Source organism: Streptomonospora alba, from assembly GCF_000826685.1.
In the GTDB taxonomy this organism is placed as follows: domain Bacteria; phylum Actinomycetota; class Actinomycetes; order Streptosporangiales; family Streptosporangiaceae; genus Streptomonospora; species Streptomonospora alba.
In genome coordinates this window covers 51,021-77,041 of record NZ_JROO01000017.1, presented here as the reverse complement: position 1 = coordinate 77,041, position 26,021 = coordinate 51,021, and the positions used below count along the sequence as shown (strand labels likewise).

24 protein-coding genes and 1 tRNA gene are annotated in these 26,021 nt (G+C 67.6%); 10 read left to right on the top strand and 15 right to left on the bottom strand.

The features are described from left to right. Nucleotides 1-111: 111 nt before the first annotated feature. The gene (locus LP52_RS10070) at nucleotides 112-453 is read right to left on the bottom strand and encodes a WhiB family transcriptional regulator (protein ID WP_052809676.1); all 342 of its coding nucleotides are present in this window, start codon (nucleotides 451-453) and stop codon (nucleotides 112-114) included. Nucleotides 454-897: 444 nt separating this feature from the next. Here LP52_RS10070 and LP52_RS10065 point away from each other — a divergent pair, with 444 nt between their 5' ends. After that, entirely contained in the window at nucleotides 898-3,297 is a 2,400-nt protein-coding gene (locus tag LP52_RS10065; RefSeq protein WP_040272694.1) for a penicillin-binding protein, read from the top strand. 67 nt (nucleotides 3,298-3,364) lie between these two features. On the opposite strand, the gene LP52_RS10060 is transcribed toward LP52_RS10065, so the two are convergent. Further along, nucleotides 3,365-3,820, bottom strand: a complete 456-nt coding sequence (locus tag LP52_RS10060) for a GatB/YqeY domain-containing protein (protein ID WP_040272753.1) — start codon at nucleotides 3,818-3,820, stop codon at nucleotides 3,365-3,367. Nucleotides 3,821-3,953: 133 nt separating this feature from the next. Between LP52_RS10060 and LP52_RS10055 the strand changes: the two genes are divergently transcribed. Further along, on the top strand, nucleotides 3,954-4,871 hold the full coding sequence (locus tag LP52_RS10055) for a metallophosphoesterase (RefSeq protein WP_040272752.1): 918 nt from the start codon (nucleotides 3,954-3,956) through the stop codon (nucleotides 4,869-4,871). A gap of 108 nt (nucleotides 4,872-4,979) precedes the next feature. Beyond that, nucleotides 4,980-5,741, top strand: a complete 762-nt coding sequence (locus LP52_RS10050) for a helix-turn-helix domain-containing protein (RefSeq protein WP_238580824.1) — start codon at nucleotides 4,980-4,982, stop codon at nucleotides 5,739-5,741. On the opposite strand, the gene LP52_RS10045 is transcribed toward LP52_RS10050, so the two are convergent. The 5 genes from LP52_RS10045 to LP52_RS27230 all read right to left on the bottom strand — a co-directional run bounded on the left by LP52_RS10045 (nucleotide 5,681) and on the right by LP52_RS27230 (nucleotide 9,421). Continuing rightward, complete coding sequence (locus LP52_RS10045; RefSeq protein WP_040272751.1) at nucleotides 5,681-6,070, bottom strand: VOC family protein; 390 nt, start codon at nucleotides 6,068-6,070, stop codon at nucleotides 5,681-5,683. The two genes, LP52_RS10050 and LP52_RS10045, sit on opposite strands and share 61 nt — an antisense overlap. Before the next feature lie 90 nt (nucleotides 6,071-6,160). Further along, nucleotides 6,161-6,802, bottom strand: a complete 642-nt coding sequence (locus LP52_RS10040; protein ID WP_040272691.1) for a TetR/AcrR family transcriptional regulator — start codon at nucleotides 6,800-6,802, stop codon at nucleotides 6,161-6,163. Continuing rightward, entirely contained in the window at nucleotides 6,802-7,815 is a 1,014-nt protein-coding gene (locus LP52_RS10035) for a saccharopine dehydrogenase family protein (RefSeq protein ID WP_052809675.1), read from the bottom strand. The genes LP52_RS10040 and LP52_RS10035 overlap by 1 nt, the downstream gene beginning before the upstream one ends. Nucleotides 7,816-7,842: 27 nt before the next feature. Then, nucleotides 7,843-8,721: a class I SAM-dependent methyltransferase gene (locus tag LP52_RS10030; RefSeq protein WP_238580823.1), complete on the bottom strand. Its 879-nt coding sequence runs from the start codon at nucleotides 8,719-8,721 to the stop codon at nucleotides 7,843-7,845. 169 nt (nucleotides 8,722-8,890) lie between these two features. Next, on the bottom strand, nucleotides 8,891-9,421 hold the full coding sequence (locus LP52_RS27230; RefSeq protein WP_052809674.1) for a hypothetical protein: 531 nt from the start codon (nucleotides 9,419-9,421) through the stop codon (nucleotides 8,891-8,893). Between the two features lie 170 nt (nucleotides 9,422-9,591). Here LP52_RS27230 and LP52_RS10020 point away from each other — a divergent pair, with 170 nt between their 5' ends. From LP52_RS10020 to LP52_RS10010, 3 genes are all read left to right on the top strand, one after another. Further along, a complete protein-coding gene (locus LP52_RS10020; protein ID WP_040272689.1) occupies nucleotides 9,592-10,389 on the top strand; it encodes an SDR family NAD(P)-dependent oxidoreductase in 798 nt (265 codons plus the stop codon). 111 nt (nucleotides 10,390-10,500) lie between these two features. Next, the gene (locus LP52_RS10015; RefSeq protein WP_040272688.1) at nucleotides 10,501-11,097 is read left to right on the top strand and encodes an HD domain-containing protein; all 597 of its coding nucleotides are present in this window, start codon (nucleotides 10,501-10,503) and stop codon (nucleotides 11,095-11,097) included. Between the two features lie 521 nt (nucleotides 11,098-11,618). After that, complete coding sequence (locus LP52_RS10010; protein WP_040272687.1) at nucleotides 11,619-12,959, top strand: tyrosine-type recombinase/integrase; 1,341 nt, start codon at nucleotides 11,619-11,621, stop codon at nucleotides 12,957-12,959. Nucleotides 12,960-13,012: 53 nt separating this feature from the next. Here the strand turns inward: LP52_RS10010 and LP52_RS10005 are convergent, their stop codons facing one another. From LP52_RS10005 to LP52_RS09990, 5 genes are all read right to left on the bottom strand, one after another. Next, entirely contained in the window at nucleotides 13,013-13,849 is an 837-nt protein-coding gene (locus LP52_RS10005; protein ID WP_040272686.1) for a protein kinase family protein, read from the bottom strand. Continuing rightward, a complete protein-coding gene (locus LP52_RS10000; protein WP_040272685.1) occupies nucleotides 13,846-14,586 on the bottom strand; it encodes an AAA family ATPase in 741 nt (246 codons plus the stop codon). Before LP52_RS10000 ends, LP52_RS10005 begins: the two co-directional genes overlap by 4 nt. Nucleotides 14,587-14,601: 15 nt before the next feature. Continuing rightward, complete coding sequence (locus tag LP52_RS09995; protein ID WP_193789975.1) at nucleotides 14,602-15,540, bottom strand: radical SAM protein; 939 nt, start codon at nucleotides 15,538-15,540, stop codon at nucleotides 14,602-14,604. Between the two features lie 32 nt (nucleotides 15,541-15,572). Next, complete coding sequence (locus tag LP52_RS28965) at nucleotides 15,573-15,950, bottom strand: helix-turn-helix domain-containing protein (RefSeq protein ID WP_169775360.1); 378 nt, start codon at nucleotides 15,948-15,950, stop codon at nucleotides 15,573-15,575. A gap of 131 nt (nucleotides 15,951-16,081) precedes the next feature. Beyond that, nucleotides 16,082-16,537 carry an ATP-binding protein gene (locus LP52_RS09990; protein ID WP_052809672.1) on the bottom strand — a complete coding sequence of 152 codons (456 nt, stop codon included), beginning with the start codon at nucleotides 16,535-16,537 and terminating at the stop codon, nucleotides 16,082-16,084. A 314-nt stretch (nucleotides 16,538-16,851) separates the two neighbouring features. Between LP52_RS09990 and LP52_RS26430 the strand changes: the two genes are divergently transcribed. The 4 genes from LP52_RS26430 to LP52_RS27225 all read left to right on the top strand — a co-directional run bounded on the left by LP52_RS26430 (nucleotide 16,852) and on the right by LP52_RS27225 (nucleotide 20,528). Continuing rightward, the gene (locus tag LP52_RS26430; protein WP_084723079.1) at nucleotides 16,852-18,057 is read left to right on the top strand and encodes a helix-turn-helix domain-containing protein; all 1,206 of its coding nucleotides are present in this window, start codon (nucleotides 16,852-16,854) and stop codon (nucleotides 18,055-18,057) included. A gap of 480 nt (nucleotides 18,058-18,537) precedes the next feature. Further along, nucleotides 18,538-19,395: a replication-relaxation family protein gene (locus tag LP52_RS09985; RefSeq protein WP_169775359.1), complete on the top strand. Its 858-nt coding sequence runs from the start codon at nucleotides 18,538-18,540 to the stop codon at nucleotides 19,393-19,395. Continuing rightward, nucleotides 19,392-19,604, top strand: a complete 213-nt coding sequence (locus tag LP52_RS09980; RefSeq protein WP_238580822.1) for a helix-turn-helix domain-containing protein — start codon at nucleotides 19,392-19,394, stop codon at nucleotides 19,602-19,604. The genes LP52_RS09985 and LP52_RS09980 overlap by 4 nt, the downstream gene beginning before the upstream one ends. Before the next feature lie 270 nt (nucleotides 19,605-19,874). Further along, on the top strand, nucleotides 19,875-20,528 hold the full coding sequence (locus LP52_RS27225) for a macro domain-containing protein (RefSeq protein WP_157036295.1): 654 nt from the start codon (nucleotides 19,875-19,877) through the stop codon (nucleotides 20,526-20,528). Here LP52_RS27225 and LP52_RS26425 read toward each other — a convergent pair. The 3 genes from LP52_RS26425 to LP52_RS09970 form a co-directional block, all read right to left on the bottom strand. Beyond that, the gene (locus LP52_RS26425) at nucleotides 20,510-21,664 is read right to left on the bottom strand and encodes a DUF4062 domain-containing protein (RefSeq protein ID WP_084723077.1); all 1,155 of its coding nucleotides are present in this window, start codon (nucleotides 21,662-21,664) and stop codon (nucleotides 20,510-20,512) included. The two genes, LP52_RS27225 and LP52_RS26425, sit on opposite strands and share 19 nt — an antisense overlap. A gap of 409 nt (nucleotides 21,665-22,073) precedes the next feature. Then, nucleotides 22,074-22,150: transfer RNA gene (locus tag LP52_RS09975), tRNA-Pro, on the bottom strand. Between the two features lie 761 nt (nucleotides 22,151-22,911). Beyond that, nucleotides 22,912-25,953: an AfsR/SARP family transcriptional regulator gene (locus LP52_RS09970; RefSeq protein WP_238580821.1), complete on the bottom strand. Its 3,042-nt coding sequence runs from the start codon at nucleotides 25,951-25,953 to the stop codon at nucleotides 22,912-22,914. Nucleotides 25,954-26,021 lie beyond the last annotated feature (68 nt).

Sequence of the window (26,021 nt, the reverse complement as noted above, 5' to 3'; positions counted from 1 at the left end):
CTGGACCTCAGGCGGCGCGGCGGCGCGCCGACCGCTGCGGTCGGCGTGGAAGGAGGGCGGCGGGCCGATGCCGGGTATACGCGGTCGCGGGTACCGCCGCCCTCCGAGCTCTTACCGGGTCTCGACGCGGGAGTCGCCCCGTTCGGGGCTCTCCTGGCCGTCCTGCGCCGGTCGGTCTTGTTCCCGGTGCTGGCGGCGTGCCTCCTCCAGCAGATTCGCCCACGAGGTGACGTCGGGCCTGCGGCGCAGCAGGGCCCGGCGCTCGCGTTCGGTCATCCCTCCCCAGACTCCGAACTCGATCCGATTGTCCAGCGCATCGGCCAGGCACTCGGTGCGCACCGGGCAGCCCCGGCAGATGAGTTTGGCCCGGTTCTGCGCGGCTCCCTGCACGAAGAGCGCGTCGGGGTCGGTCTCGCGGCACAGGCCGTGTGCGGCCCAGCCCGGCATCCACATGTGTCCCACTCCCAAACCATGTGTACTCGTCGAGGAGCCCGCGGGCGCGGTCGCCGGCTCCGGACGAAACGGGGGGCGAAGACGCAGCAGGGTCGACGACGGTCGCGAGCCGGAGCAGGGGCCGTCCGGTCGCGGAGCGCATCGACGCCGAAGCTCTGCGTATCCTCGCGATTGCTGCGGACGAACCTACGGATGCCGCCCGCGCTACACCAGGCCCCATCAGGCCCATATCGGATCTAGTCCGTTTGGGTCATTGCGTTCGGTAGACCCCATCGGATCCGGCATCCGGCAGCATCCGGACCACCGGTTCCGAGCGCTCGGCGTTGCCTTCACAATGGAGATCGACCTCGATGCCGCCGGTGCGCCGAACGTCCGAAACACCGGACATCTACGGCGCCGCCCATCGCGGTCCACACGTAGTCTTAGGGGGTGGGTCAGGGGACAATGCTGCAGAAAATCGGTCAACTGGTCGGCGTCGGAATCGTCGCCGGTGTGCTAGTCGCGGCGCTCGCGCTGCCCGCCGTCGGGGGAATCGGGATCACCGCGCGCAACGTCGCCACCGGCTTCCTGAACATGCCGAGCGAGCTGGAGACGCCTCCTCCCCCGGAGCGCTCGGTCATCTACGACCGCGACGGCCAGGTCATCGCCGAGATCTACGACCAGAACCGCGAAGTGGTCGAGATCGACAAAATGGCGCCGGTGATGCGCAAGGCCATCATCGCCATGGAGGACTCCGCCTTCTACGAGCACGGCGGCATCGACATCGCCGGCACGTTCCGCGCCGCCATCCGCACCGTCAGCGGCGACGTCGAGGGCGGCTCCTCCATCACGCAGCAGTACGTGAAGAACGTCCTCGTCGAGAGCGCCGACAGCCAGGCCGAGCAGGAGGAGGCCCGCGAGACCACGCTGGGCCGCAAGATCCGCGAGCTCCGCTACGCCGTCGCGCTCGAGCAGCGGATGTCCAAGGAGGAGATCCTCGAGGGCTACCTCAACATCGCCTACTTCGGTGACGGCGCCTACGGTGCCGAGTCCGCCGCGCAGCACTTCTTCGGCGTCAGCGCCGACGAGCTGAACCTCCCCCAGGCCGCCACGCTCGCCGGGACGGTGCGCTACCCGTACCTGTACAACCCCCGCCTGAACCCCGAGGACGCCAAGAACCGGCGCGACGTCGTACTCAACCGCATGGCCCAGACCGGGGCGATCACCAAGTCCGAGGCCGAGGAGGCCAAGGCCACCGACCTCGGGCTCGACGTGAGCAGCCCGAGCAACGGGTGCATGCCCAGCGACAAACCGTTCTTCTGCGACTACGTGGTCCAGCAGATCGAGTCGGACAAGCGCTACGGCGAGACCGAGACCGAGCGCGCCCGGTGGCTGCGCACGGCGGGGCTGCAGATCCACACCACGCTGGACTCGGACATGCAGCAGGCCGCGCAGGACGCCGTCGACGAGTGGGTGCCGCGCAAGAACAAGTCACGCAAGGTCGCCGCCGAGGTTCTCGTGGAGCCGGGGACCGGCAAGATCCGGGGGATGGCCCAGAGCCGCAACTACGGCCCCGACGAGTCCAACCTCGGAGAGACCTCGATCAACTTCGCCGTCGACGCCAAGGACGGCGGCAGCACCGGGTTCCAGTCCGGGTCGACGTTCAAGCCCTTCACGCTGGCCGCTGCGCTGGCGCACGGCAAGCAGTTCGGTACGTCCTACAGCACCGGCAACACCACGACCATCACCGGCCAGCGCAATTGCAACGGCGGGCGGCTGGCTCCCTGGACGGTCAGCAACGCCGGCGACACCGAGGGCGGCAGCACCAACAACATGGTCAGCGGCACCAAGGGCTCGGTGAACACCTACTTCGCGAGCCTCCAGGCCGACGTCGGGCTGTGCAAGGTCATCAACATGGCCGAGAACCTCGGCATGCATCGCGCCGACGGCACGGGCTTCGACAACGACCGCACCCAGGCCAACAACTCCTTCACCCTGGGCAGCGAGGAGGTCTCCCCGCTGAACCTGGCCACCGCCTACTCCGTCTTCGCGTCGCGGGGCATGCACTGCGAGCCGCAGGCGCTCGACAAGATCGTGGACGAGCACGCGGGCAAGACCATCGACATCAAACCCGAGTGCGAGCGGGTCATCGACAAGGACGTCGCCGACGGCGTGAGCCACCTGCTGCAGCAGACGTTCGACGGGGGCACCACCGACGGGCTGGAGATCGGCAGGCCCGCGGCGGCCAAGACCGGAACCACCGACAACTCGGCCAGCGCCTGGTTCGCGGGCTACACCCCCAACCTCGTCGGAACCGTCTTCGTCGGCGACCCGCGCGGACCGCAGAACCACCCGCTGCGCAACGTCACCATCGGCGGCCAGCACTACTCCTACGTCTACGGCGCGACGATCCCCGGTCCCATCTGGCAGCAGACGATGCAGAAGGCGACCGAGGAGCTGTCGGCCGACGACTTCCCGTCGCCGCCGGCGAAGTACGGAAGCACGTCGGGGCCCCCGCAGGACGACGGCGACGACGAGCAGAACGCCGACGAGGCCGCCAACACCGCCGATGGCGTACCCGACGTGCTGGGAATGGGGCCCGACGAGGCGGTCGGCGCGCTGGAGGCGGCCGGGTTCGAGGCCAACCTGTCCTCCACCCAGGTGCGTTCCGACCAGCCCGCGAACACGGTCGGGGCCGTCAACCCCGAGCCCGGCACCGGGCTGCCCGAGGGCGCGACGGTCAACGTGTTCCTGAGCAACGGAGGCGGCCAGGGCGGCGGAGACGGAGACGGAGACGGCGCCTTCGGCGACTGGGACGGCCCCGGTCTGGGCCTGGCCGACCAGGGACGCGGCAGGGGCGACTAGCGAGCGGCGCAAAGCACGAGGGGCGGCGGGCGATCGGATCGCCCGCCGCCCCTCGTGTGTCCCGCCGCTAGGCGGTGAGCTGGCGCTTGACCTCGGCCGCCACGCGGCCGCCCTCGGCACGGCCCGCCACCCGCGGTGTCACCTGCTTCATGACCTGGCCCATGGCCTTGGGGCCCTCGGCTCCGGTCTCGGCGATCACGGCGGCCACCAGCTCGCGCAGCTCGTCGTCGCCGAGCTGCTCGGGGAGGTAGTCGGCGAGCACGTCGCTCTCGGCCCGCTCAGCGGCGGCCTGGTCGGTGCGGCCGCCCTCCTCGAACGCCTCGGCGGCCTCGCGGCGCTTCTTCGTCTCCCGCGTGAGAACGCGGACGATGTCCTCGTCGCCGAGTTCGCGTGCCGCCTGGCCGGAGGCCTCCTCGGTGGAGATCGCGGTCAGCACGCTGCGCAGAGTGCGGGTGCGGACGTCGTCGCGCGACTTCATCGCGGCGGTGAGGTCGGTCCGGAGGCGGTCCTTGAGTTCGGCCATGGCAGCGATCATACGACCGCCGGATGTGCGGCTGCGAGCGCATTCTCCCCGTGCCGGGCCGAAGACGACGCTGTGCGGGGCGCATCCGGTCACCGAAGTCTGACACCATCGGAAGTCGGGAGGTGCGGTGACGGTGACGACATTGCCGAAGAGCCTGCGGGCGGCCGGACGCGCGGCCGCGGTCACGGGCGCCGTGGGGCTGGCCGGGATCGCCTATGCCTCGGTGATCGAGCGCAACTGGTTCCGGCTGCGCCACTACGAGCTTCCGCTGCTGGACCCCGGCAGCCCTCGGCTGCGGGTCCTACACATCTCCGACACCCACCTGACGCCGGGACGGCGCATGCTGCTGGACTGGCTGCGCGGGCTGGAAGCCTACGAGCCGGACTTCGTGGTCAACACCGGCGACTCCATCTCCCACCCGGACGCCGTCGAGCCGCTGATCTCCGCGCTGGGCCCGCTGCTGGACCGCCCCGGCGCGTTCGTGTTCGGCTCCAACGACCTGTTCTCGCCCCAGTTCAAGAATCCCGCCCGCTACCTGTGGCGGAGCAGCCGCGAGGACTACTCCAAGCGCAAGGTCCCCGACCTGCCCTGGCGCGAGCTCGGCGCTGCCATGAGCGCCCGCGGCTGGTTGGACCTCAACAACCGCAAGGGCGTCCTCAAGGCCGACGGCCGCGACGTCGCCGTAGCGGGGGTGCACGACTCCCACATCGGCCTGGACCGCTACGACGAGGTCGCCGGCACCGCCGACGCCGAGGCAGACCTGCGTCTGGGCGTCCTGCACTCGCCCGAGCCGGCCAACCTCAACCGCTTCGCCGCCGACGGCTACCAGCTGCTCCTGGCCGGCCACACCCACGGCGGGCAGTTGTGCCTGCCGTTCTACGGCACCGTGGTCACCAACTGCGGCATCGACCGCCGCCGCGCCTGGGGCCTGAACCGCTACGCCGGTACCTGGTTGCACGTCTCCGGTGGCCTGGGCACGTCGCCCACGGCCCCGGTGCGCTTCTGCTGCCGCCCGGAGGCCACGCTGCTCGACCTGGTGGCCCAGCGGTAGCGGCGCGGACGGCGACACCGCCCGCGCCCGCCCTGGGGCGGCGGGTGGCTGCCCCACGCTCGGCGCTTGCGCGGCGGACTCATCCGACCGAGGGTGCCGCCGATCCGCGTGCGCAGGGAGAATGAGGGCATGTACCGCGAGCGGGATTCGACAGCGGCCGACGGTGTCGTCTGGACCGGGGCGGCCGAGAACGGCGAGCCGCACCGAGTGGTGCCGGACGGGTGCATGGACCTGGTCTGGGACGGCAGCCGGGTACTGGTGGCCGGACCCGACACCGCAGCACACTTCTCCGACTGGGAGCCCGGCCAGGTGTTCGTGGGGCTGCGGCTGTCCCCGGGAGCGGGTCCGGCGGTGGTCGGCGTCCCGGCGGATGAGCTGCGCGACCTTCGGGTGCCGCTGGAGGACGTGTGGGCCTCGGGCGAGGCGCGCCGGCTCGGCGAGCAGGCGGGACTGGCGGCCGATCCGGGCGTATCCCTGGAGCGGGCCGCGGCCCGGCGGACGGCCGCGGGCACCGGGGGCGACCCCGCGATGCGGCAGGCCGCCGCACTGCTGGCCGCGGGCGCGTCCGCGGCCGACGTCGCCGAGGAGACCGGGTTGGGCCCGCGCCGACTGCACCGCAGGAGCACCGCGGCCTTCGGCTACGGCCCCAGGACCTTGGGGAGGATCCTGCGGTTCGACCGGGCGCTGGCCGCGGCGCGGGCGGGCACGCCCTTCGCCGAGGTTGCCGCCGCCACCGGCTACGCCGACCAGGCCCACCTCGCTCGCGAGGTCAAGGCGCTGGCCGGCGATCCGCTGAGCGTGCTCGTCGGTCACTCCAGCGGCGCGAACAATTCGATCCAATGGCCGTCGGGGTCGCACACGACGGCGTAGCGCTGGCCCCATACGGCGTTCCAGGGCTTGCACCGGCCGGTGTATCCGGCCGCGGTGAGGTCGTCGTAGAGGCGGTCCACTCCCTCGGGCCCGTCGCAGGCGAAGGCGAGCGCGACACCGCCGCCGGGCGCCGGCTGCCAGTCGGGCGCGAAGGATCGCACGGTCTCGACGGTGTCCCACAGGATCCGCAGTCCGCCGGGAAGCTCCGCCTCGACGTGCGGCTGGGTATCGGCCTCGGCCGGGATGTCCATTCCGATGCGGCGGTAGAACGCCAGTGATGCGCTCATGTCGGCGGTGACGATGCCGACTGCGCTGAATGCTGCTGTCATGCGACCGACGTTAGAGGGGCGGGCGGCCGCCGTCTTGAAGGTTTCGGACACCGCGCGATCCGCCCCGCAGCGCTCGGTCCCGGGTCGGCCTCAGCGTGGACGGACGCCGTCCATCACCGTGGCCACGAGGTCGTCGACCAGCTCGGACGGCACCTCAACGGACACTCGGTCCGCCGACGGGGCGACGGGCAGCGGGGGCACCACGAGTTCGTGGCAGGCACCCACGAGCATGGTCGCGACCGCCTCTGGGCGGACGCCGGTCGCCACGCGCCGCAGCCGCTGTTCGTTGCGCAGATAGTCCGCCAGTGCCCTGTGCAGCCCCTTGCCATCCCCCATGGGGTTGGGCAGTTCAGAGAAGCGCTCCAGCACCTTGGGCCGGGAGGAGACGCCTTCGAAGGCGGGCAGGACGGCGATGTGCACCGCGATGCCCCGGCGCAGGAACGCGTTCAGGTTGTCCTCGACGGTGCCGACCCCGGCGACGGGCACCTCGCCGGCCGTGCGCTCCGCGTTGCGGACGTGGGCGTGCAGCGCTTGAGCGAGGAGTTCCTCCTTGTCGGCGAAGTGGTTGTAGAGCACGCCCGCCGCGACTCCCGCCTCGCGAGCGATGTCGCGCACGGTGATCCCCGCGGCGCCGCGCTCGGCGACCAGGCGCTCGGCTGTGGCCAGGAGGTGCTCGCGCAGGGTGGGCCCGCCCTCCTGGTCTCGCAGGGCGGCGGCTCTTCTCGGTGACATCACTGCGCATCGTAGTGCGCGCCCTCGCGGCCGGACGCCTCCGGTATTCCCGCGCCGAATCCGTGCGCCGCCACTTCGCGGAGGAACTCCCCCGGGCCGACCGCCTGTTCGATATGGCGCACACCGGGTGGCAGACCGGGCAGCCGCAGCGCCAGCAGCGCGGCGACCACTCCGGTCGCCCGGCTCTGCCCCCGCCCGCCGAACCAGGCTGCTGCCGATCCCCGGATCACGCTCACCGCGAACCCGTCCCCGCCCACGTGTACGCGCGACAGGACTTTGCGCAGCGCCCCGCGCACACGGGGGCGGCGCAGCCGCCGCGCCACGGCCGGCAGCCGGGCGGCCCCAAGCAGCAGCGTCGCAGCACGCGAATCCAGGCAGAGCCCGGTCGCCACCGCTTCGGCTCCGAGGGTCTCCGGAAGCGTGTACTGATCGGAGAAGGGGAACCCGTAGGCGGTGCGCCGGCCATAAGGCTGCGGGAAGCGGCTCCGCAGCGGTCGGCCTGCACCGTCCAGGCCGTTGAGCGTCCAGTCGAGGGCCTCCGCTCCGTGCACCTCGCCGCCTCCCAGCAATACGCCGATGCGGAGGCGCCCGGTGCCTCCGGCATCGGTCACACTGCGCGCCAGCAGATTGGTCACTCCCGGTGCGAGGCCGACGCTGAGTACGGCGGCCGCTCCGCGGGTGCGGGCGAGGCCGTCGAGCGCGGCTATCGCCCGGAGTCGCGGCGCGGAGGCCGAGACGTCCACGTAGTGGGTGCCCTGCGCCAGGCAGGCGCGGGCGACGCGCTCGCCACCGCGCTCGGTGCACACGATCACCGCGTCGGCGCCGCGGATCGCGCGGGCCAGGCCGTCCTCGCGGCCGATGTCGGCGGGGAGCGCGTGGACTCCGGGCACGGCGCGCAGCTTCGCCGGGTCGCGGCCGACCGCGGCGACCTGCCCCGGAACGTGCTGGACGAGCGCGGCGCAGACCTCGCGTCCCACCGCGCCGGACCCGCCGAGCACAGCGATGCGTTCCATGCCGGGGTCCTTTCGGGTTCGGCTCCGTCAGGGGCGGGTCGCGGTGACCAGCCACGCGGTGCCGCGCAACCGGACCGCGCCGTTGCGGACATGGCGGTACATCGCCGACGCGGCGGCCTCGCGTGCGCGGTCGGCCGCGGCCGGATCGACGGTGCTGAAGATGTGGCGCACCGGTCCCCACCCGCACAGAAAATCGGCCGCGTCTGCGGGATCGGCGCCCCAGACCTGTTCGGCATCGACCGGCGAGATCTCCGTGCGGCTGAACCCGGCCCTGCCCAGGACCTCGCGGATCCGCGCGGGGTCGGCGAACGAGACCGCCGTCTCCCCGAATCCGCCTGCGGCCTCGGGAGGCAGATGTTCCGCCATCGCGGAGACCACGTCGCCGATGTGGCTGCCGCTCATGTCGCGCATCGAGAGGAAGGCCAAGCGCCCGCCGGGGCGCAGGGAGCGGGCGATGTTGGCGAAGGCGGCGACGGGGTCGGCGAAGAACATCACAGCGAAGCGGCTGAGGGCGACGTCGAAGTCGGCGTCGGGGAGGGGGTGGACCTGTGCGTCGCCCTGCTCGAACGCGATGTCGGCGATGCCTTCGGCCGCGGCGAGCTCCCGCGCACGGGCGAGCATGGGCGAGGAGAGGTCGATCCCCAGTGTTCCACCGCGACGGGCGGCCCGGGCAGCGATCCGCGTGACCTGCCCGTTTCCGCAGCCGACGTCAAGCACGCGATCGTCGGGAGCGATGTCCGCCACAGCCAGCAGGTGGTCGTTGAACCCGCTGTTGACCGCGTCGTAGCGCTCGTGGTGGTCGGCCCAGTGGCGCCCCTCGTAGCCGTTCCAGGCCTGTTCCTGCTCGATGTTGGCGATCCCGTGCATGTCGGCTTCCAGCCTCCATAGATGTGAACACTCGTTCATGAACGCATGTTCATAATGAATCGCGACGGGGTTCGGGTCAAGCCCGTTCGGTCCGCTGGGCCGCGTCAGCGCACGCGAACGGCCCCGTGCGGCCGCACCGCCCGGCCGTCGACGGGCCGAGCCGCGCCGGCCGCACGGGGCCGATACGACGTCAAGCGGAAGCGCAGGGTCAGCGTCTGCCCGGCTTCCCCGGAAGGCCGGCGGGAAGCCGGGACGATGCGCCGCGAGCCCGGCGGCCGGCGGACTTGCCCGCCTTGGAGGCCGTCTTGCGCACCTCGTGCGCCGCGTGCCGGGCGTCGTGCACCACCTTGGGCGGTCGGCGCCGCGGTTCGGTGGCGGTCAGCAACAGGGCGCCGAGCAGGCCGATGTCCTTGACCGCCGAGTCCCGCCCCGCGGTGTCCCAACCCTTGCCCTGCGATGCGGCCAGCAGGGACGGCACCGCCTGCGCCGCCATCACCGCGCTTGCCACGCGGGTGCCCTTGCCGAGCAGGAGCAGGGCCCCCGCGCCGGCCCCGGCCGCAGCCTGGACCCGCACCACGAACACCGGGTTGTCAGGGACCCACGGATAGTAGGTGTGGACCCGGCTGACCAGCGGCGCGAGCGCTTCGGCACGCGGGTGCGGATCGCGCAGTGCCTCCACCGAGTCGATGATGTACGGGGCTGCCAGCAGGCGTTGAAGCTGTTTGCGTAGGACTCCCATGCTGTCCCGTATACCCGGGAGCGCCCCGTGAACCCCATGATGCACGCGTTCTCTCTCACCGCGTAGGCGCGACCGCCCGTCTGAAGGCGGCCGCGGGGAGGGGCGCGCCTCCGGAGACGCCGTCGGATTCCCGCCAGCACCGGCGGATGCCGACGACGAGGATTGCCGGTATGGATCTCAACCTCAAGGACAAGGTCGTCGTCGTCACCGGAGCGAGCAAGGGGATCGGGCTCGCCGTCACCCGGGAACTCACGCATCAGGGCGCACGGGTCGTCGCCGGCAGCCGCACCACGACGCCCGAGCTCGCCGAGCTGCGGGATTCTAGTGGGGTGGCCGTCGTCCACGCCGACCTCGCCGCAGCGGAGGGGCCCGAGCGCCTCGTCCGCGCCGCGGTCGAACTGCACGGCGGCATCGACCTGCTGATCAACAACGTCGGAGCCAGCGAACCCGCCGACGGCATCACGGGAACCGGTGACGACGCCTGGCGGCGTGTCTTCGACGTCAACCTGTTCTCGGTCGTGCGCACGACGCGCGCGGCCGTCCCCGCGATGACCGGGCGCACCGGCGCCGCGATCGTCAACGTCAGCTCCGTCAACGCCCGTCAGCCGATGCCGATGATCATGCACTACAGCGCCGCCAAGGCGGCGCTGACCAACCTCGGCCGGTCGCTGGCCGAGGAGCTGGCGCCCGACGGGATCCGGGTCAACACGGTCTCGCCGGGCCCGGTCCGCACACCGCTGTGGACGGATGAGGACGGCGGCTTCGCCAACGTCTTGGCCGCGCAGGCGGAGACCTCGGTGGACGACGTCATGGACCGGGTCGTGCCCGAGAGCATGGGAGTGTCCCTGGGCCGGGTGATCGAGCCGCACGAGGTCGCCGACCTCACCCTGTTCCTGGCCTCACCGCGAGCGGCAGGCATCACCGGAGCGGACTACCGCATCGACGGCGGCCTGGTGAAGACCGCCTGAGGCGCGGGTGCCCGGGCCGGGCGGCCAGGCGGATCCCGCCTGGCCGCCCGGCCCGGCGATGGGGCGGGGCATGGCGCAGCAGGCCACCGCGGCTCGCTAAAGTCGGGAGGCATGCGGGTACCCAGCGACGACGAGATCCGCGCATTGCACGCGGAGCACGCCCCCACGCGCGAGGCGTTCGACCTCGTCTACACGCACTGCACGATCGTCAGCGCGATAGCAGCCGACCTCCTCTCCCGCGCCCCGACCCGGCTCGACCCCGACCTCGTGCGAGCCGGGAGCATGCTGCACGACATCGGGGTCTACCGCCTCTACGACCGCTCCGGCCGACTCGACTACCCGCGCTACGTGCGCCACGGCATCCTCGGCCGCGACCTCCTCGCCGAACAGGGCTACCCCGACGCGCTGGGCCGCTTCTGCTCCTGCCACACGGGGATGGGGATCACCCGCGAGGACGTCCGCGCGCAGGACCTGCCGATTCCGCAGGACGACTACATCGCGGAATCGGCCGAAGAGGAGCTCGTCATGTTCGCCGACAAGTTCCACTCCAAGTCCCGCCCGCCGATCCTCGTTTCACCGGCGACCGCCGCCGCTCGTATGCGCAGGTTCGGCGAGGACAAGGAGCTGCGGTTCAAGTCCCTGCTCGCCACCTACGGCGAACCCGACCTCAGCCCCCTCCACGAGGCCCACGGCCACGAGATCACCTGACCGACCGCCCCGAAGCACGCGGCCTCCCGCACCACACCCGCCCACGGCACAGGCGCACCCGAAAGCGCTGCGGGCCCCTTGGTACGGCGGTTGATCAGTCGGCATCGACGGCGGCCGACCACGCCCGCTCGACACCTACGGCCACCTGTTCCCGGACCGGCTCGACGAGGTGGCCGACGCCGGGCGGATCAAGGCCGCCGCAGCACGGGCGGAGAACGAGGGCGCCGCTACGCGTGCGCCTTGGTGTGCATCAGCGCTCGCGCGGCCTGATCCTCCGAACACAAGAAACGGGTGCCCACCTGGGTGGACACCCGTTTTCTGTCGGGGTGGCGGGATTCGAACCCACGACCTCTTCGTCCCGAACTGCTTTTTTGGCTTCATATACCCCTCGCCATCGTACACCAGAAGACGTAAAATCGCTGGTGAGTAGGCGATATGGACTGTCGCGAGATACCGGTCCATGACCGTCGATGACGCAGGGTCGACGGTCAAATCACGGTCACAGTGAGGAGGCGACCGTAGTGGGGTACTCCCGGAAGCGGGTAGGGCGGAACGGCAAGGCGCGCTACACCGCCTACTACAAGGACGTGAAAGGGCGCGAACGCTCAGCGGGCACGTTCACCACGCGCAAGCAGGCCGACAAGGCATGGCAGCGGGAGGAGACGCGACTCGCTGAGGGGCGCGTAGGCGATCCGGCGCGGGGCCGGATGAGCTTTCAGCGGTACGTGGAAGAGACCTGGCTCCCCAACCACCAGGTCGAGGCGACGACCAGGCAGAGCTACACCTACTCGCTGTACAAGCACATCATGCCCGAGTTCGGCCCCATGCGGATGGTCGACATCCTTCCCGAGCACGTACGCGCATGGGTCGCCGACCTCAAGGACAAGGGCGTCAGCCCTGTGACGATCAAGTACAACAAGGTGCTGTTGAGCACGATCTTCACGACCGCGCTCAACGACCAGGTCACCTACCTCCATCCGTGCAAGGGCGTGAAGACGCCTACGGTGTCCGCCAAGCCACGGACGATCATCACTCCCGAGCAGTTCGACACCCTCTATCAGGAACTTCCCGACGCGGAGACACAGGTTCTGGTGGAGACGGCCGTTGAGAGCGGCCTGCGGTGGGGAGAGCTGTCCGAGCTTCGCGGGAAGGACCTGGACTCTCGCTCCCGCATCGTGACCGTCAGCAGGGCGGTAGTTCAGGTCAACCCGAAGTTCCATCCGGAAGGCAAGCGGTTCCTGGTCAAGGAGTACCCGAAGGACCGTGAGTACCGCCGCTTCAAGCTGAGTGCTCAGATCATGCGAAAGCTCCAAGAGCACGTTGCGAAGCGCGGACTCGGCTCAGATGACCTGCTGTTCGAGATGCAGCCGGATCGGCTCGCATCCCCCGCGCGCCGCACCGAACCCGACCCCGAATCACTCGGTCTGACCGAGCCCAACGACAAGGGCCGCCAATACCGGCACGGCACGCTCAGCGGCTATTCAGGCGGCAAGTGCCGGTGCCGGCACTGCAAGGACGCATACGCCATCTACCGAGCGAAGCGGCGCGAACAGGGTTCCGACAACCCGCGCACGCCGCGCACACCCGACACCGACGGCCACATACCCGCGGACTGGTTCCGCAACCAGGTCTGGAAGCCCGCTCTGAAGGCGGCGGACCTGGGCGTGCGAGTCCGGTTCCACGACCTGCGCCACGCGCATGCGTCGTGGGTGCTGGCCGGAGGGGCGGACCTGGAGGTCGTGAAAGAGCGGTTGGGACACTCCGACATCGCGACCACGGCGCGCTACCTGCACACGCTTCCCGACGCGGACGGCTCCGCGCTCGACGCCTTCGACGCCGTGCGCAACCGCTCGGCGAAGTGAGCGGAGCTGCGCACACCTCGTGTATACGCAGAAACGTAAGCGCATGCCTCTGGCTAGCTCTGTCCGATCAGCGACAACGCATGACGATGCAGAGGAACAGCGAGGTCGGGATGGTCGCCGCGTTCTATCCGCAGGAGAAGCCGTGCGGCAGCGTAGAGCTGGGAGCGTACGCCGTCGGGCGTGTCCAACTGGTCTGCGAACGCAGTGCGTACGCACTCGGCGGTTTCCGGAACCAGGATGCTGTGGCAGTACAGGGTGGCGGCGTCGAGTCCGACGGGCGCGCTCCCCCAACTCTCCCAGTCCACGATGCCCAACTGCGGGGCGAGAAGGTTGCTCCAGTGCAGATCGCCGTGGGTCGTCGTCCATTCGCGCACGATGGGGTCGACGGCGTCACCAAAGAAGACAGCCAGACGCCGCGTGATGGTGGCTTGGTCGACGGCGACGCGGGAGGTTCGTTTTCTGGCCAGGTGATCGAGCGCTCGACGGAGATCGCTCCACCATTGGGGCGGGAGATCGAGGCGAGCGCGCAGTTCGTCGGTGGGTGAGCAGACCTCGCCGGGGAGCAGCGTCATCAGCTCGGCGCGCAGGCGGTCGGGGGGTTCGTCCCATTCGCAGACGTCGATCAATCTGGGCTTAGGCAGATCGGTGATGGCGGCGGCATCGGCGTTGCCGCTCCAGTGGTCGCCGCTGGCCCAGCGGTAATTCTCAGCGGTGACGCGCAGCCAGCGCCGACTGTCGGCAGCGATGGCTCGGGATCCGATCGTGCGGTCATGCCATCCGAACACGGGGGCGCCGGAGAGTGTGAGTCCGAAGTGCTCCGCGGCAGTGCTGAGGGCCGCGCGCAGATAGTCGCGGTGGCGCTGGTCGGCGGTCGCTTGAGCGTTGGTCATTCTTCGATGAGGTGTCGCAGGTACTTGTCCGGATTGGCCAGGTAGCGCCGCCAGTGGTCGACCAACTCCAGCCGGTCCCAGGTGGTGTGGCGGGCACCGTGATCGCCCACTTCGATGATGTCGGCACCGGGTGTGGCGGCGAGGATCGGACTGTGGGTGGCGCAGATGATCTGCGATCCGGATTCGCCCAGCTCGTGTATGAGGTTGACCAGGCGCAGGCAGGACATGAAGGACAGTGCGGCTTCCGGCTCGTCCATGAGGTAGAGGCCGGGTTTGTCGAACATGGCGTTCAGGATGATCAGGAAGCCTTCCCCGTGGCTGTGCTCGGCCAGGTTCTCCTCCCAGTAACCGTGCATGCCGGAGACAGCTTCGGCGAAGCCGAACGTCGTTTCCGCGCGAAGAAAGTAGCCGTTCTTGTGGCGGCGCCCGGCTTGCATCTGCCGAGCGCCGGCCACGGTCAGGTCCAGGCGCAGGCTCTCGCCTAGCGGCGTCTTGGGACGGTCGTTGGCGTACTTGCGTCCGGCGCGGCCTCCCCGCGCGTCCAGCCCGTAGGCTTCGGCGATGCCTTCCACGATGGTGGACTTGCCCGAACCGTTCTCGCCGACCAGGAAGGTGATGGGACGGCGCAACTCAAGCCCGTCCGTCAAGGTCTGGTGCACGGCGGGCACCGTGTAGGGCCACTGTCCGGGATCGACGGACGGCAACTCCTCGGGGATGTCGACGCCTTGGACGAGCACGCTGCTCCTCTTGTTCTAGCGGTAGGTCGGTGCGCAGTTCCCGGCGGGACGGCAGTCGCCCTTGGGACGGCATGCCGGACTGCACGAGGGGCCGCACTGCGGATCGCACATCTTAGGCACGCATTCCGCCCGGTGGCTGAACTCTTCTCGAAGCTGCCCTACCACGGTAGCCATTCGATCGCTGGTGAGGATGTCGTGCAACGAGTTCTCACGGACGTTGCCGACCGAAAGCCAGCGGGTGAAGACGCACGGCCAGACCGAACCGTCGGGCGCGACGGCCAGGTTGCCGTGCGCGCAGCGTCCGCACAGTACCGACGAATCCGGAGTACCGAGGTCGGGTGCGCCGCGTCCCACACCGCGCAGGTCGTCATAGCGAACGTCCGCGACGCCGAGCGCGGCCATCTCCTGCTGCGCCTGGTCGCTGCGCTGTGTCTCGCGTACTCCGATCACGCCGACACGCAACGGGATCTCACGCCGCTTCGCTTCGGCGATGTTGGAGCGCGTGCGGGCATGGGTGGGGCGTCCGGTAATGGCGGTGTGTTCTTCGGAATCGTCGGAGTACCAACTCGTTGCGAGGCGTACGCCGGGCCGAGCAAGCACCTCCCACAGCCGGGGCGGGACGTGGACGAGGTTGGAGAAGACCTCTACGTCAATGCCACAGCTCAGCGCGTGCGTAATCAGGTCTTCGAGGTCAGGGTGCAAGGTCGGCTCGCCGCCGATGAACTGCACCATCCCCGCGCCGCAAGCAGCGGCCTGGTCGATGACACGCCGCCAATCGTCGCTGCTCATGGTCCCATGGGTGCCGTTCGGCCCACTTGATGCATAGCAGTGGGAGCACTCAAGCTGACACTTCCCGGTGATCTCCAGCCAGACGAACCGCAATGGTTCAGCGTCCGCGCTTGCGGGAAACGGGTCAGAGGAAGCGGGGGCGTTCAAGCGAGGGATATGCGCCATGTCGGCGTCCTTTCTTCGGTTGGCCGGCGGCTTCAGGCCGAGAGATGTCGACCTTTCGCGGGGTGCGCAGGGTCGGAGGTAAGCCTCACCCTCCTGCGCGGCAGGACAGCTATCGCTCCGCTGGGGCGTCGTACGACCCACGCCAAGACCTCGCCGACGTCGGACGGTGGCAGCGGCGGTATCGGTGGAGGCTGCTCATCGGGATCGTGCGCAACGAGGGCGGTGAGGGAGACTTCCAAGGCGCGAGCAATCATCTCCAGCACGGGCAGGCTCGGCGTGCGCCGTCCGCGTTCGATCTGGCCGAAATACTCGGTGTTGAGGCCGGTCAGTCCCGCGATGACCTCCTGCGACTTTCCTCGGCGTCGGCGATAAGTGCGGATGCGTACGGCTACCCGGCGTTGGATCGCCATGAGTTCGTCGTCGATCTCGTTGATGGCCTGTCCTTGTGCATCAGATGTCGTACCGGAAGTGCTCGGGGACGGAGGTGCCGTTGCGCCGCCGTGGCCGGGACGGCAGCGCAACGACCGTGCGCGAGACGCCGTTAGGCGAGACTCGGCACCGGAACAGAGGCGATGCCGCTTTCCGCTTCGGCAGACCACTTGAGCAAGAAGTACACGCCGTCTCCGCCTGTCGGCAGGACTCCCCACTCGGTGGCCAACATGTCCACGAGTGCCAAACCGCGTCCCGCCTCTGCGGTATCGGGGACGTGGCATAGGCGCGGGCTGTCGCCCGGCGCCCGTGGCGGACCGGAACGCACCTCGACACGCATGCCGCCATCGCTGACAGCGAGGGTGAGCCTGAACGTGCCGCCAGCGGTCCCGCTGTGGGTGTGGCGCACGGCGTTCGTGACCAACTCCGACACCATCAAGGACGCGACTTCGGCGACATCAGCAGGAGGCGTCGGCTCGGGCACGACTTCAAGAGCTGTCTCTACGAACCGGCGCGCCACCGCGACGTTGGAGCGGTGGCCGACCAGTCGGGTTGTGCAGATCGTCATTGGGGCATCACCTGCGCAAGTGCCAGGACGTAGGGGCGGATCCGCGCGGCCCTAGCTCTGCGCGTGTATCGGACGACGGGCGCAGCGGTAGCGTTGCTCATCGGGTTCTTGCCTGCCTTTCTCAGGTGGGAACCAAGGCCCTGGTCGGTGCTGCCTACGCCGGTCAGGGCCGCCGCCTGCCTCCCCGTCAGCTCGCGGTGCGAGTGCTGCGAGGAATGGCGTTATCCATGCTTGGTACTCGGGACCCCGCGCACTAGTGGACGGCTGTTGACTAGGCTGATGCGCAACGGTCAACAGCTTGCGGGAGGCCCGATATGGCCGACTTCGCCAGGCGCGCCCGAGAAGCACTGGAAGCCAAGGGCGTCTCCATGAGGGCCGCGGCGCGTGCGCTCAAGTACGACCCGTCACACGTGTCGCGCATCTTGAACGGTCGGCAACAGCCCTCCGCAAAGTTCGTGGAAGCCTTTGACGACTTCGTTGGTGCCGGCGGTGCGTTGAGGTCCGCCTACGGAGGGGGCAGCGGCGTCGCTCCCCCTCTGAGTGACGGGATCGAATCCGATGAGGAGTCGGCCGCATGGGACCTGTCCCGAGTTCTGACCGCGAGTGACGTCGGCGATTCAACGCTTGAGCGCCTCGAAATGGCTGTTGACGAATTGGCCATCGGCTATCCGGGCACACCTCCGGCAGTGCTTCTCGGCCGTGTTCGCCGCCATCTCGACTATGCTTCAAGCCTTACTGGTCGCCGAATGACACTGGACGAACATCGCAGGCTCCTCGATATCTGCGGTTGGCTTTCCCTGCTTGCGGCGACATGCGCGATCGACCTTCAGTACTGGTCGGCATCAGAAGCGCGTTTGAATGCCTCGGCCAAGATCTCCCAGATTACGAATGATGCGGAACTCTCGGGTTGGTGCCTGGAAACGCAGGCATGGCAATCCTTGACGGATGGCGACTACCGACGCGCCATAACGCTCTCGCAAGGAGCCCAGCAACTCGCACCGCGCACCGGGAGCGCGTTCATCCAGGCCAGCGCTCAGGAGGGGCGAGCGTGGGCACGGATCGGAGACAGCCAAGAGACCTACAGAGTTCTACAGCAGGTTGAGAAACTCGTTGAGCCACTGCCCGCTCCTGAACGCCCGGAGCATCACTTCAGGTATGATCCGGCTAAGGCGGAAGCGTACATTGCTACAACGCTCTCATGGCTTGGTGATCCGGCGGCGGAACGCTACGCGCGCATAGTTCTTGAGCGCTTGGAGTCCAACGAAAACGGGCCGCCGCGTCCCCGTAGGGCAGCCTCCGCGCGAATCGATCTCTCTCTTGCTCTCATTTCAAGAGGAAAGGAAGACGAGGCAGGGCTGTTCGCTTTTGAAGCTGTCACCTCAGGCCGCCTGGTTCCCTCAAACTATTGGCGAGTCCAGGAAGTAATCCGAGCGATTGAGGCACGCAATCCGAAGGGGGCGCTTCCACTGCGGGAGGCTTACCAAGAGCTGTGTGTTGACGACGGCCAACAGGTACAGTGAGTGCCTGTATGGATCCCGTCTAGCTGTGGGTGACACTCGCGTAACCTCGGAGTTAGTCTTACTCCCAGTCTCAGAAGATTCACACGAACTGCGAAAACGCCGCGTCACCGCAGGACATAAATCTCCGCGAGAGTAGGCCACGGCCTCCCCCATGGCGCAGTCGGCTGTTCCTCGACATCCTTCGCCTATCCGGTGATAAACGGGTTGTGTGCCCAAGCCAGTTCCGAAATCGCGAATCGGGTGCGTGCTGCTCGCTGCCTACATCGCCGGGTCCACCACCGCCCCCGCCAGCGGGGCTACTGCTCTCAGCAATCGGGGCAACAAGATGCCTTCGCCCTGGTGGGGCGGGGCAAGGGCTCCTGCAGTGTTGGCTGCGACTGCCCCACCTGTGGAGGTGGTGAACAGATTCTTATGGGGCAGGGAAGCCGACAGGCATTAACTAAGACTCAAGGGCGGCGGTTGCGGGATCTGTCCCCTCGGTTGACTGATCGCGACCATCATGTGCTCGACCTACTTGATTACCACCGTGTTCTCACTACCGACCATATTCAGGCTGCTGCCTTTGACAGTGTGGTCGCCGCACGCCATCGCATGGCCACGCTGCACGGTCTCGGCGTAGTGGCGCGGTTCCGCCCACGCCCGGAGCGCGGATCCGCTCCCTGGCATTACGTGCTCGACACGATGGGCGCCATCGTGCGCGCTGCCCGCACGGGCAGCGAGGACGCGCTTGCCCACGCTTCGCGGTTTCGCCGCGACCGCCAACTCGCCATTGCACACAGCAGCCATCTGGATCACCTGGTGACCGTCAACGGGTTCTTCACGGCGCTGCTGGGCACCGCACGCACCAGCGATGGCCGCTGCGAACTGCGCACCTGGTGGAACGAGGCCGGCAGTGCCCAATGGGTCGCCGACAGCCTGACCATGAACTTCGGCTATGCGGCTTGGAAGGCATCCCTGGTGCGGCCTGACGGGCTCGGAATCTGGCACGAGGATGAATACCGAGTGCGGTTCCTGGTGGAGGTCGATACCGGAACCGAACCGCTCAAGCGGCTCCGTGACAAGCTCGTCCGCTATGAAGGGCTGGCAGATGACCTTGGCTCTTCCATGCCGTGGGTCCTGTTCGCCTTCCCCACGGCGAAGCGGGAGAGCAACGCCCGCTCGACTCTGGGGCGCCACCAGAGCGCGCGCCGCGTCCCTGTCGCCACTGCGCACCGCGACCAGACCGCTGAACCGGCGGAAGCTGTCTGGAGTCCCCTGACTGGCGACACGTCCCAGCGCCGCCTCGCGCACCTGGCCCTCAGCCGTCCGCCCGCTGTCTCACGATCGGAGGCTCCGTGACCGTCCCCACCCTCGAAGAACTCAACTCCCTGCCGCCGACCATCGACCTGATGACGGCCGCCCGGATGCTCGGCATCGGGCGCACCAAGGCGTACGAACTCGCCCGTCAAGGCGAGTTCCCGTGCCACGTCATCCGCATCGGAGAGCAGTACCGCGTCTCGACGGCAGACCTGCTGCGACTGTTGCGGGCTACCGACGACTACCGCTGACGTCCGGATGAAGTGGGCTGTCGAGACAGAAACTTTCCTGGTACTCATATCACTATGCACTTGGCCACTGCTCGTACGGCCGCCAAGAAAATAAGGTTCTGGCGCCTATTCGTGCTTCATTTTATGGCTTCATTTGGACTATTGTCAGCCCTAATACAGCTCGTGGGGGCGCTTTGGGCGCCTCCGAATGGTTTTCCCTATCCAGGTTGGGTCGCCACAACTATCGGGGCAAGCTCTCTACTATATGGCACATCCCGTGCCTGGCCGAGTATGAACATTAGCCAAGAATTCAATCAACCAGAAATGACGGTTCGAATTACGGTGGGTGACCTATTCGAGCAAGACGCACACATTGCGGTAGGAGTTAGCGACACATTCGACACGGATACAGCAGATAACCTAGTCATCAACAAAAGGAGCATAGTTGGACAGCTGCTGGCACGTGTATACGAAGGGGATCGCCCACGCCTCGACCGAGAACTGGCCGCGACTCTCCGCAATGTTTCCCCCGAGAGCATCGAGTCTCAGGAGGCAAAAAAAGGTAAGCTGAAACGCTACCCCCTAGGAACTGTCGCGATCATAGGCCCTCCATCAAGGCATATATTCGCGGTCGCGTACACCAAAATGGGAAATGACCTGATCGCACGCGGTTCGGTTGACGATATCTGGCATGCCCTCAACAGCACATGGCAAGCAATGCACAAACATGGAAAACGCGAGAAACTCGCCATCCCATTAATGGGGACAGAATACGCACGCATCAACCCCCTCAGCAAGGAGAATGCGCTTAAAATGATTCTATTCTCTTTCGTGGTTAGCTCACGACAGGAACCTATATGTCGAGAACTCATCGTCACAATCAACCCAAGCGACTATGAGAAAATCGATATGTTCGAAATTTCCGCTTACCTAAAGTCGCTGTAGGGAGAATTCCGAGAGCGAAGGTCAGCGATCAATCGCGATGCCATTTCTCCCGCAACCTCTGGAGCAGCCGCCGGAAATGCAGTTCTAGGAACGGCATCGTCGGGCTGTGCCCGAATCGGAGCGCTACCGGATATGCCCATGCTTCCACTAGTTCTCCCCAATTTCTCAGGATCACCCTCCATCAAAAATTCGGAAGGCTCGATGCCAGCGGCTGGAACTACATAAGAGACTCCCGATGGAGCAAGCTCAACCGCCAATTGAAGCAGAATTTTCAATTCGTTTTGCAATGATTCTTTATTGACCAGGGTTCCAAGGGCGTCCCGAGGCAAGGTTTTGAAAGTAATCACACTTCCTGTCCGGTCAATCGCTAGCCCACTGGGTCCTCCATGCTGCACGCGGTCAAAGGCATAAGACTGTCGATCCTCTTCAGGAAAACTGAATGCCCAAGCAGAGCGTGCGTCGTTCTCCACTCTCACGCCCGCTGTGTCTAGAAAGAGCCCGATCTCTCGTGCGGACCGGACCATTTGGTTCTTAATATTCTCAAGAGTACTGACGGGAAGGGAACTGTTATTTCCCGACGAAAGAAGATGCGCCTCTAAGGTTGGACTTGCACTCCCATAGCGCATATTCGAAAAATATGACCTCTCGGATCGCCATCGGACTTGATCGGGGGTTGCCGCTGGCATCCATTCAAGAGGAGCACTTTTCTCTTCTACTAATTTCAGGGCATTGACCACAGCGACACCCAATTCAGCCTCGTTGTTAAACTCTTTCCAGAATCGCCCTCCAACATAGTCGCCGACTCTGCGAATAAATTCGGATTGCTTCTCTTCGGGGGTTATATTTGATTTCCGGAAAACAAGGATAGGAATATTTTGTTGCTTGGCAACACGGAATTCTTCCTCCGTCGTAGCTACTCCAGAGTCCGGAAGCGGATCCCCGTAATACTCACCGAGCAGCAGAACCACTACATCGGCGCTTCGCGCTGCCGTCACAACTGCATCTCGACTGGGAGAATTTTGAGCTGTGAAATCTTCAAAGACAGTTGGCTCGTATCCCGTCACCCTCAAAAGAGCAGGGAGATGGTCGCGCTCTGCTTCCAATCCACGACGCACGGATGAGATGAAGACGATCATTACGCCATCCTAGCGAAATCACCACGACCTGACGCCTAAAATCCGCACTTCCGTAAGGATGAATTACATTCCCACGTAACGTGGGACTCCTAGGATAATAGGATGAATAGGCTCCCTTGCGCGTCGCCCGAACGCAGTCCACATACGGGCTTGACCGATGACACGACAGCCGCAGGGATCATCCATGTCGGCGAGGATCGCCTCGTTGGGATCGCCCGAGACCGCTTCTAAAGTACCGACCTGCTGCGACTGTTGCGGGCTACCGGCGATGACCGGTGACGGCCGCCAAGGGCCGGATCTGAACGGTCACGGCCGCCTGATCGTGCCCAGTTCCACGGTCAGATCACGGTCAAACGACCAAGGGCCTGATCACGAGTCTTCGTGATCAGGCCCTTGACCTGCAACTATGTGGTCGGGGTGGCGGGATTCGAACCCACGACCTCTTCGTCCCGAACGAAGCGCGCTACCAAGCTGCGCTACACCCCGTCTGCGCCGCTCGACAGTCTAGCGGACGTGCGGGAGTGCTCGCACACGCTTGCGGCGGCGGTGGGGGCCGGGGTTCGCGGGGATGATGAGGCGAGGTGCCGGGAAACGGAGACGGGCAAACCTCTCTAGGGAGATCGGCCGGGAGCGGCCTTCGGGGTTGCCGGAGCAGAAGACCGTACGCACCTTGGAGGCATGGGAGACGAGAACCCTGTCCCAGTTCCCGATCCCCGGTCCGCTGTCCCGCGGTGGATTCGCCTGTCGCGGTGGCTCAACGGGTCCCGGGTGTGCTCGGTGGGCGACTGCATCGAGCTTACGGAGCCGGCCGAGCGCCACTGCACCAACCACATCCGCACCTTCCGCTCACGACTCGCAGAACACCGATGCGCTGCACCCCGCTGCGTGCGGGCGCGCATGACGGGCGACCACCTGTGTCCGCAGCACCGTGAGGAGGCGCCGACCGACCTCGGCGCCTCCGCGGTGAGCGGGCAGGGGGACGCCGCCGGCCCCGCCGGCAGGCGACCGCCTTCGGGCGGTTCCTAGGCCGACGGCCGTTCCGCGGACCAGCGGGGCGCCTTCCTCTTGCTCAGGCCCATGGGGAGGAGGGAGGCGCCCGCCGAAGGTCCTCGCCTCACCGCAGGCGGTCGGCGCCGAACGGTGCCGGTGTGAGTCTCGGGTCCGGACGCGCGCTCGATCGATGCCAGCGCTTCACCTGGGGTTTCCCGTGAAACACCAGCGCACGAAACCGCGGGGAACAGGCCTTCTCAGACCAGCGTTTCCAACTCGGCCTCGGCCTGCTGGGCCTCGGGGACCCCCAGGTCGGCGAAGATCCTGGCCGCACTCGCCAGGTAGGTCACCCGCTCGTCGTGCGGAACGGCCTCCGAGGGCAGCATCCCCAGCCGCATCAGCGCCCGGCCCTCGACATGGCGTTCGCCTCGGCTGCGGGACAGTTCCAGCGCGCGCTCCTGGGTCCGCTGCGCTTCGGCGGCGTCGCCGTATTCGGCGTAGGCGGCCCCGAGGTCGGAGAGGATCTCGGCGTCCGCACTGTGCTGGCCGACCTCCTCGCCCACCTGGAGCGCGGCCTTGTGCGACTCGATCGCCGCTTCCAGGTCGCCGCTGCGACGCAGGGCCGCCGCCATCCCGTTGCGGATGTAGATCTCGTCGCGCTGGGACCCGATGAGCTGGGCGAGCTTCAGCGCCTCGACCAGATAGGAGAAGGCCTGTTCCATGTGGCCCTGCTGCGCGTTGATCTCGCCCAGGACGCGCAGCACCTGGGCCGAGGTCTCGTATTGGCCGTCCTCGCTCTTGATCTTGAGCGCCGCCTCGCAGAACTCCAGGGCCTTGTCGTAGTCGCCGAGGACCTGGTACATCGCTCCCAGGTTCGCCCGCTGCATGCCCTCCAGGGACCGATCGCCGGCTGCGATCGCGTACTCGAAGACCTTCCACACGCAGGAGAGCGCGTCGTGAAAGCGGCCGGTCCGGTCGTAGACCAGGCTCAGGCTCGAATACACCCGCGCCTGGCCGCGCTCGTCGTCGATCGTCTCGAGCAACTCGCGCGCCTCGTTCAGCAGCTCCAGGGAATGGGAGAAGCGGCCCGCCAGGCAGTGCGCGATCCCCAGGCCGATGAGCGTCGCCGCGCTGCCGCGCACGTTGCCGTTGGCCCGGCTGGCCGCCAGCGCCTTCTCCTGGGTCGACATCATCAGCTCGGTCTGGCCGTGGTTGGCGTAGTGCCGCCATAAGGAGTCGGCCAGCTGCCACGCCTGCTCGTCCAGGCCTACTCCGGCGTAGAAGTCCACGGCCGCGGCGAGGTTGTCCTGGTGCCGCTCGAACCACGCGGTGGCCTGGGCGTGGTCGGCCAGCGTGGTCTCGTAGCGGGAGGAGCTGCGCCGATCGACCTTGTAATGGTGGCCCCGCGGCCCCATCATGTCGGCCGCGCGGTTGGCCATGTCCAGATAGTGGTCGGCGAGCCGGCGCCGGGCCTCCTCGGCCTCGCCTTCGGCGAGGTCGGTGGCTGCCTTCTCCCGGGCGTAGGAGCCGAGCAGGTCGTGGAACCGGTACAGGTCGACGCTGGGCTCCTCGAACAGGCACACACTGACCAGCTCCTGGAGCAGGTCGTCGGCCTCGGGAGGATCGCAGTCGAGCAGGGCGGCGGCGCCGTGCAGATCGACGGTGCCGCCGATCATGATGCCGAGGATCAAGAATGCGCGGCGCTGTTCTTCGTTCAGGCTCTGGTAGGACAGCTCGAAGACGGCCTCGACGCTGTGGCCCTCGATCCGCAGCTCGCGGAACATCCTGTGGTGCTCGCTGAGGCGCTGCTTGACGTGCTCGAACGTCCAGCGCGGCCGACTGAGCATGCGGCCCGCCACGATGCGCAGCGCGAGCGGCAACCCGCCGCACATCCGCACCACCTCGCGTGCGGTGCCGTCCTCCTGGTCGACACGCTCCTGCCCCAGGACCGTTGCGAACAACTGCAGCGACGACTCCTCGCCGAGCATGCCCAGTGAGATGTACTGCGCCCCGCTCAGGCCGGGCAGGTCCTGGCGCGAGGTGACGATGGTGAACGACCCCGGCGCGGCCGCCAGCAGCGGGCTGATCTGCGCGAAGTTGGCGACGTTGTCCAGCACGATCAGTACTCGGCGCCCGGTCAGACTGGCGCGCCACAACGCGGCGCGCTCCTCCACGGACTCCGGGACGGCGTCGGGCTGGACACCGATGGCGCGCAGGAGGCTGCCCAGCGCCGAGGCGGGGGCGACCGGCTCGTGCTCGATCGTGTAGCCGTAGAGGTCGGTGAACAGCAGGCCGTCGGGGAACCGGTCGGCCAGCCGGTGGGCGCCGTGCACGGCCAGTGTGGTCTTGCCCGCGCCTCCCAGACCGGTGATGACGCCGATCTCGGCCCGGCCCTCGTCGCGCATCCCCAGGTCGAGCAGGCGCTTGAGGTCGTTCTCCCGCCCGGTGAAGTCGGGGATGTCACGCGGGAGGTCGTTGCGAGCGACGAAGTCGCGCGGCCGCTGCTCCTGGCCGCTCTGCTGCGTGGAGGGCTCGGGCTCCGCGGGGGCGACGGCGCCGATGATCCGGCCGACGTTGGACTCGGTGTCGCGGAGTATCCGCCCGTGCAGCTCCATGACCTCGGGGCTCGGGTCGACGCCGAGTTCCTCGGCGAGGTATTCGCGGCACTCCTGGAACACCGCGAGGGCGGTGGCCCGCTGCCCGCTGCGGTACAGCGCCGCGATCAGGAAGTACTGGAGCCGCTCCCGCATGGGGTCCTCGCGGACGAGGGGAGTGAGGCGGGTGACGATCTCGGTGTAGCGGTGCAGCGTGAAGGCGCACTGCGCCCACGAGGTCCAGGCGCTCCAGCGCTCCTCCAGCAGCGGCCTGGCGACGGCGTTCCAAAGGTGCTCGGAGCCGGTGCCGGAGAACGGCTGGCCCCGCCAGCAGGCGAGCGCCTCGTCCCAAAGGACCGCCTCCTCGGCGTGGTCCTCCGCCGCCTTCGCGCGGGCGACGAGGCCGCGGAAGCGGTGCAGGTCGACCTTGTCCGCCTCGACCGCCGCCATGTAGCCCCCGGCGGTGGTCTTGATGACGTCGGGGAAGGACCGGCGCAGGTGGGAGATCTGCACCTGGATCACCGATCGGGCCGTGCGGGGCGGATCGTCGTCCCACAGATACTCGATCAGTCGGTCGACGGTGACTTCCTTGCCCCGTTCGGCCAACAGCGCACCCAGTACACACCGCTGGCGCGGACCGCCGACGGGGATCGACTCCCCGTCGTTCGACCACGCCGATATGGGGCCGAGCACGCCGAAATTCACGAACAGCACTCTAGCAAGGCCGTTCGCGCAGCACCTGGGGGCGAAAGCGCCGCGGGCGCCGTGCTCCC

Excerpts from the sequence above, each read along its gene's own strand:
- LP52_RS10070 (WP_052809676.1), bottom strand. The coding sequence starts at position 453 with ATGTGGATGCCGGGCTGGGCCGCACACGGCCTGTGCCGCGAGACCGAC.
- LP52_RS10065 (WP_040272694.1), top strand. The coding sequence starts at position 898 with ATGCTGCAGAAAATCGGTCAACTGGTCGGCGTCGGAATCGTCGCCGGT.
- LP52_RS10060 (WP_040272753.1), bottom strand. The coding sequence starts at position 3,820 with ATGGCCGAACTCAAGGACCGCCTCCGGACCGACCTCACCGCCGCGATG.
- LP52_RS10045 (WP_040272751.1), bottom strand. The coding sequence starts at position 6,070 with ATGACAGCAGCATTCAGCGCAGTCGGCATCGTCACCGCCGACATGAGC.
- LP52_RS10040 (WP_040272691.1), bottom strand. The coding sequence starts at position 6,802 with ATGTCACCGAGAAGAGCCGCCGCCCTGCGAGACCAGGAGGGCGGGCCC.
- LP52_RS10035 (WP_052809675.1), bottom strand. The coding sequence starts at position 7,815 with ATGGAACGCATCGCTGTGCTCGGCGGGTCCGGCGCGGTGGGACGCGAG.
- LP52_RS10030 (WP_238580823.1), bottom strand. The coding sequence starts at position 8,721 with ATGAACGAGTGTTCACATCTATGGAGGCTGGAAGCCGACATGCACGGG.
- LP52_RS27230 (WP_052809674.1), bottom strand. The coding sequence starts at position 9,421 with ATGGGAGTCCTACGCAAACAGCTTCAACGCCTGCTGGCAGCCCCGTAC.
- LP52_RS10020 (WP_040272689.1), top strand. The coding sequence starts at position 9,592 with ATGGATCTCAACCTCAAGGACAAGGTCGTCGTCGTCACCGGAGCGAGC.
- LP52_RS10015 (WP_040272688.1), top strand. The coding sequence starts at position 10,501 with ATGCGGGTACCCAGCGACGACGAGATCCGCGCATTGCACGCGGAGCAC.
- LP52_RS10005 (WP_040272686.1), bottom strand. The coding sequence starts at position 13,849 with ATGACCAACGCTCAAGCGACCGCCGACCAGCGCCACCGCGACTATCTG.
- LP52_RS09995 (WP_193789975.1), bottom strand. The coding sequence starts at position 15,540 with ATGGCGCATATCCCTCGCTTGAACGCCCCCGCTTCCTCTGACCCGTTT.
- LP52_RS28965 (WP_169775360.1), bottom strand. The coding sequence starts at position 15,950 with ATGGCGATCCAACGCCGGGTAGCCGTACGCATCCGCACTTATCGCCGA.
- LP52_RS09990 (WP_052809672.1), bottom strand. The coding sequence starts at position 16,537 with ATGACGATCTGCACAACCCGACTGGTCGGCCACCGCTCCAACGTCGCG.
- LP52_RS26430 (WP_084723079.1), top strand. The coding sequence starts at position 16,852 with ATGGCCGACTTCGCCAGGCGCGCCCGAGAAGCACTGGAAGCCAAGGGC.
- LP52_RS27225 (WP_157036295.1), top strand. The coding sequence starts at position 19,875 with ATGAACATTAGCCAAGAATTCAATCAACCAGAAATGACGGTTCGAATT.
- LP52_RS26425 (WP_084723077.1), bottom strand. The coding sequence starts at position 21,664 with ATGATCGTCTTCATCTCATCCGTGCGTCGTGGATTGGAAGCAGAGCGC.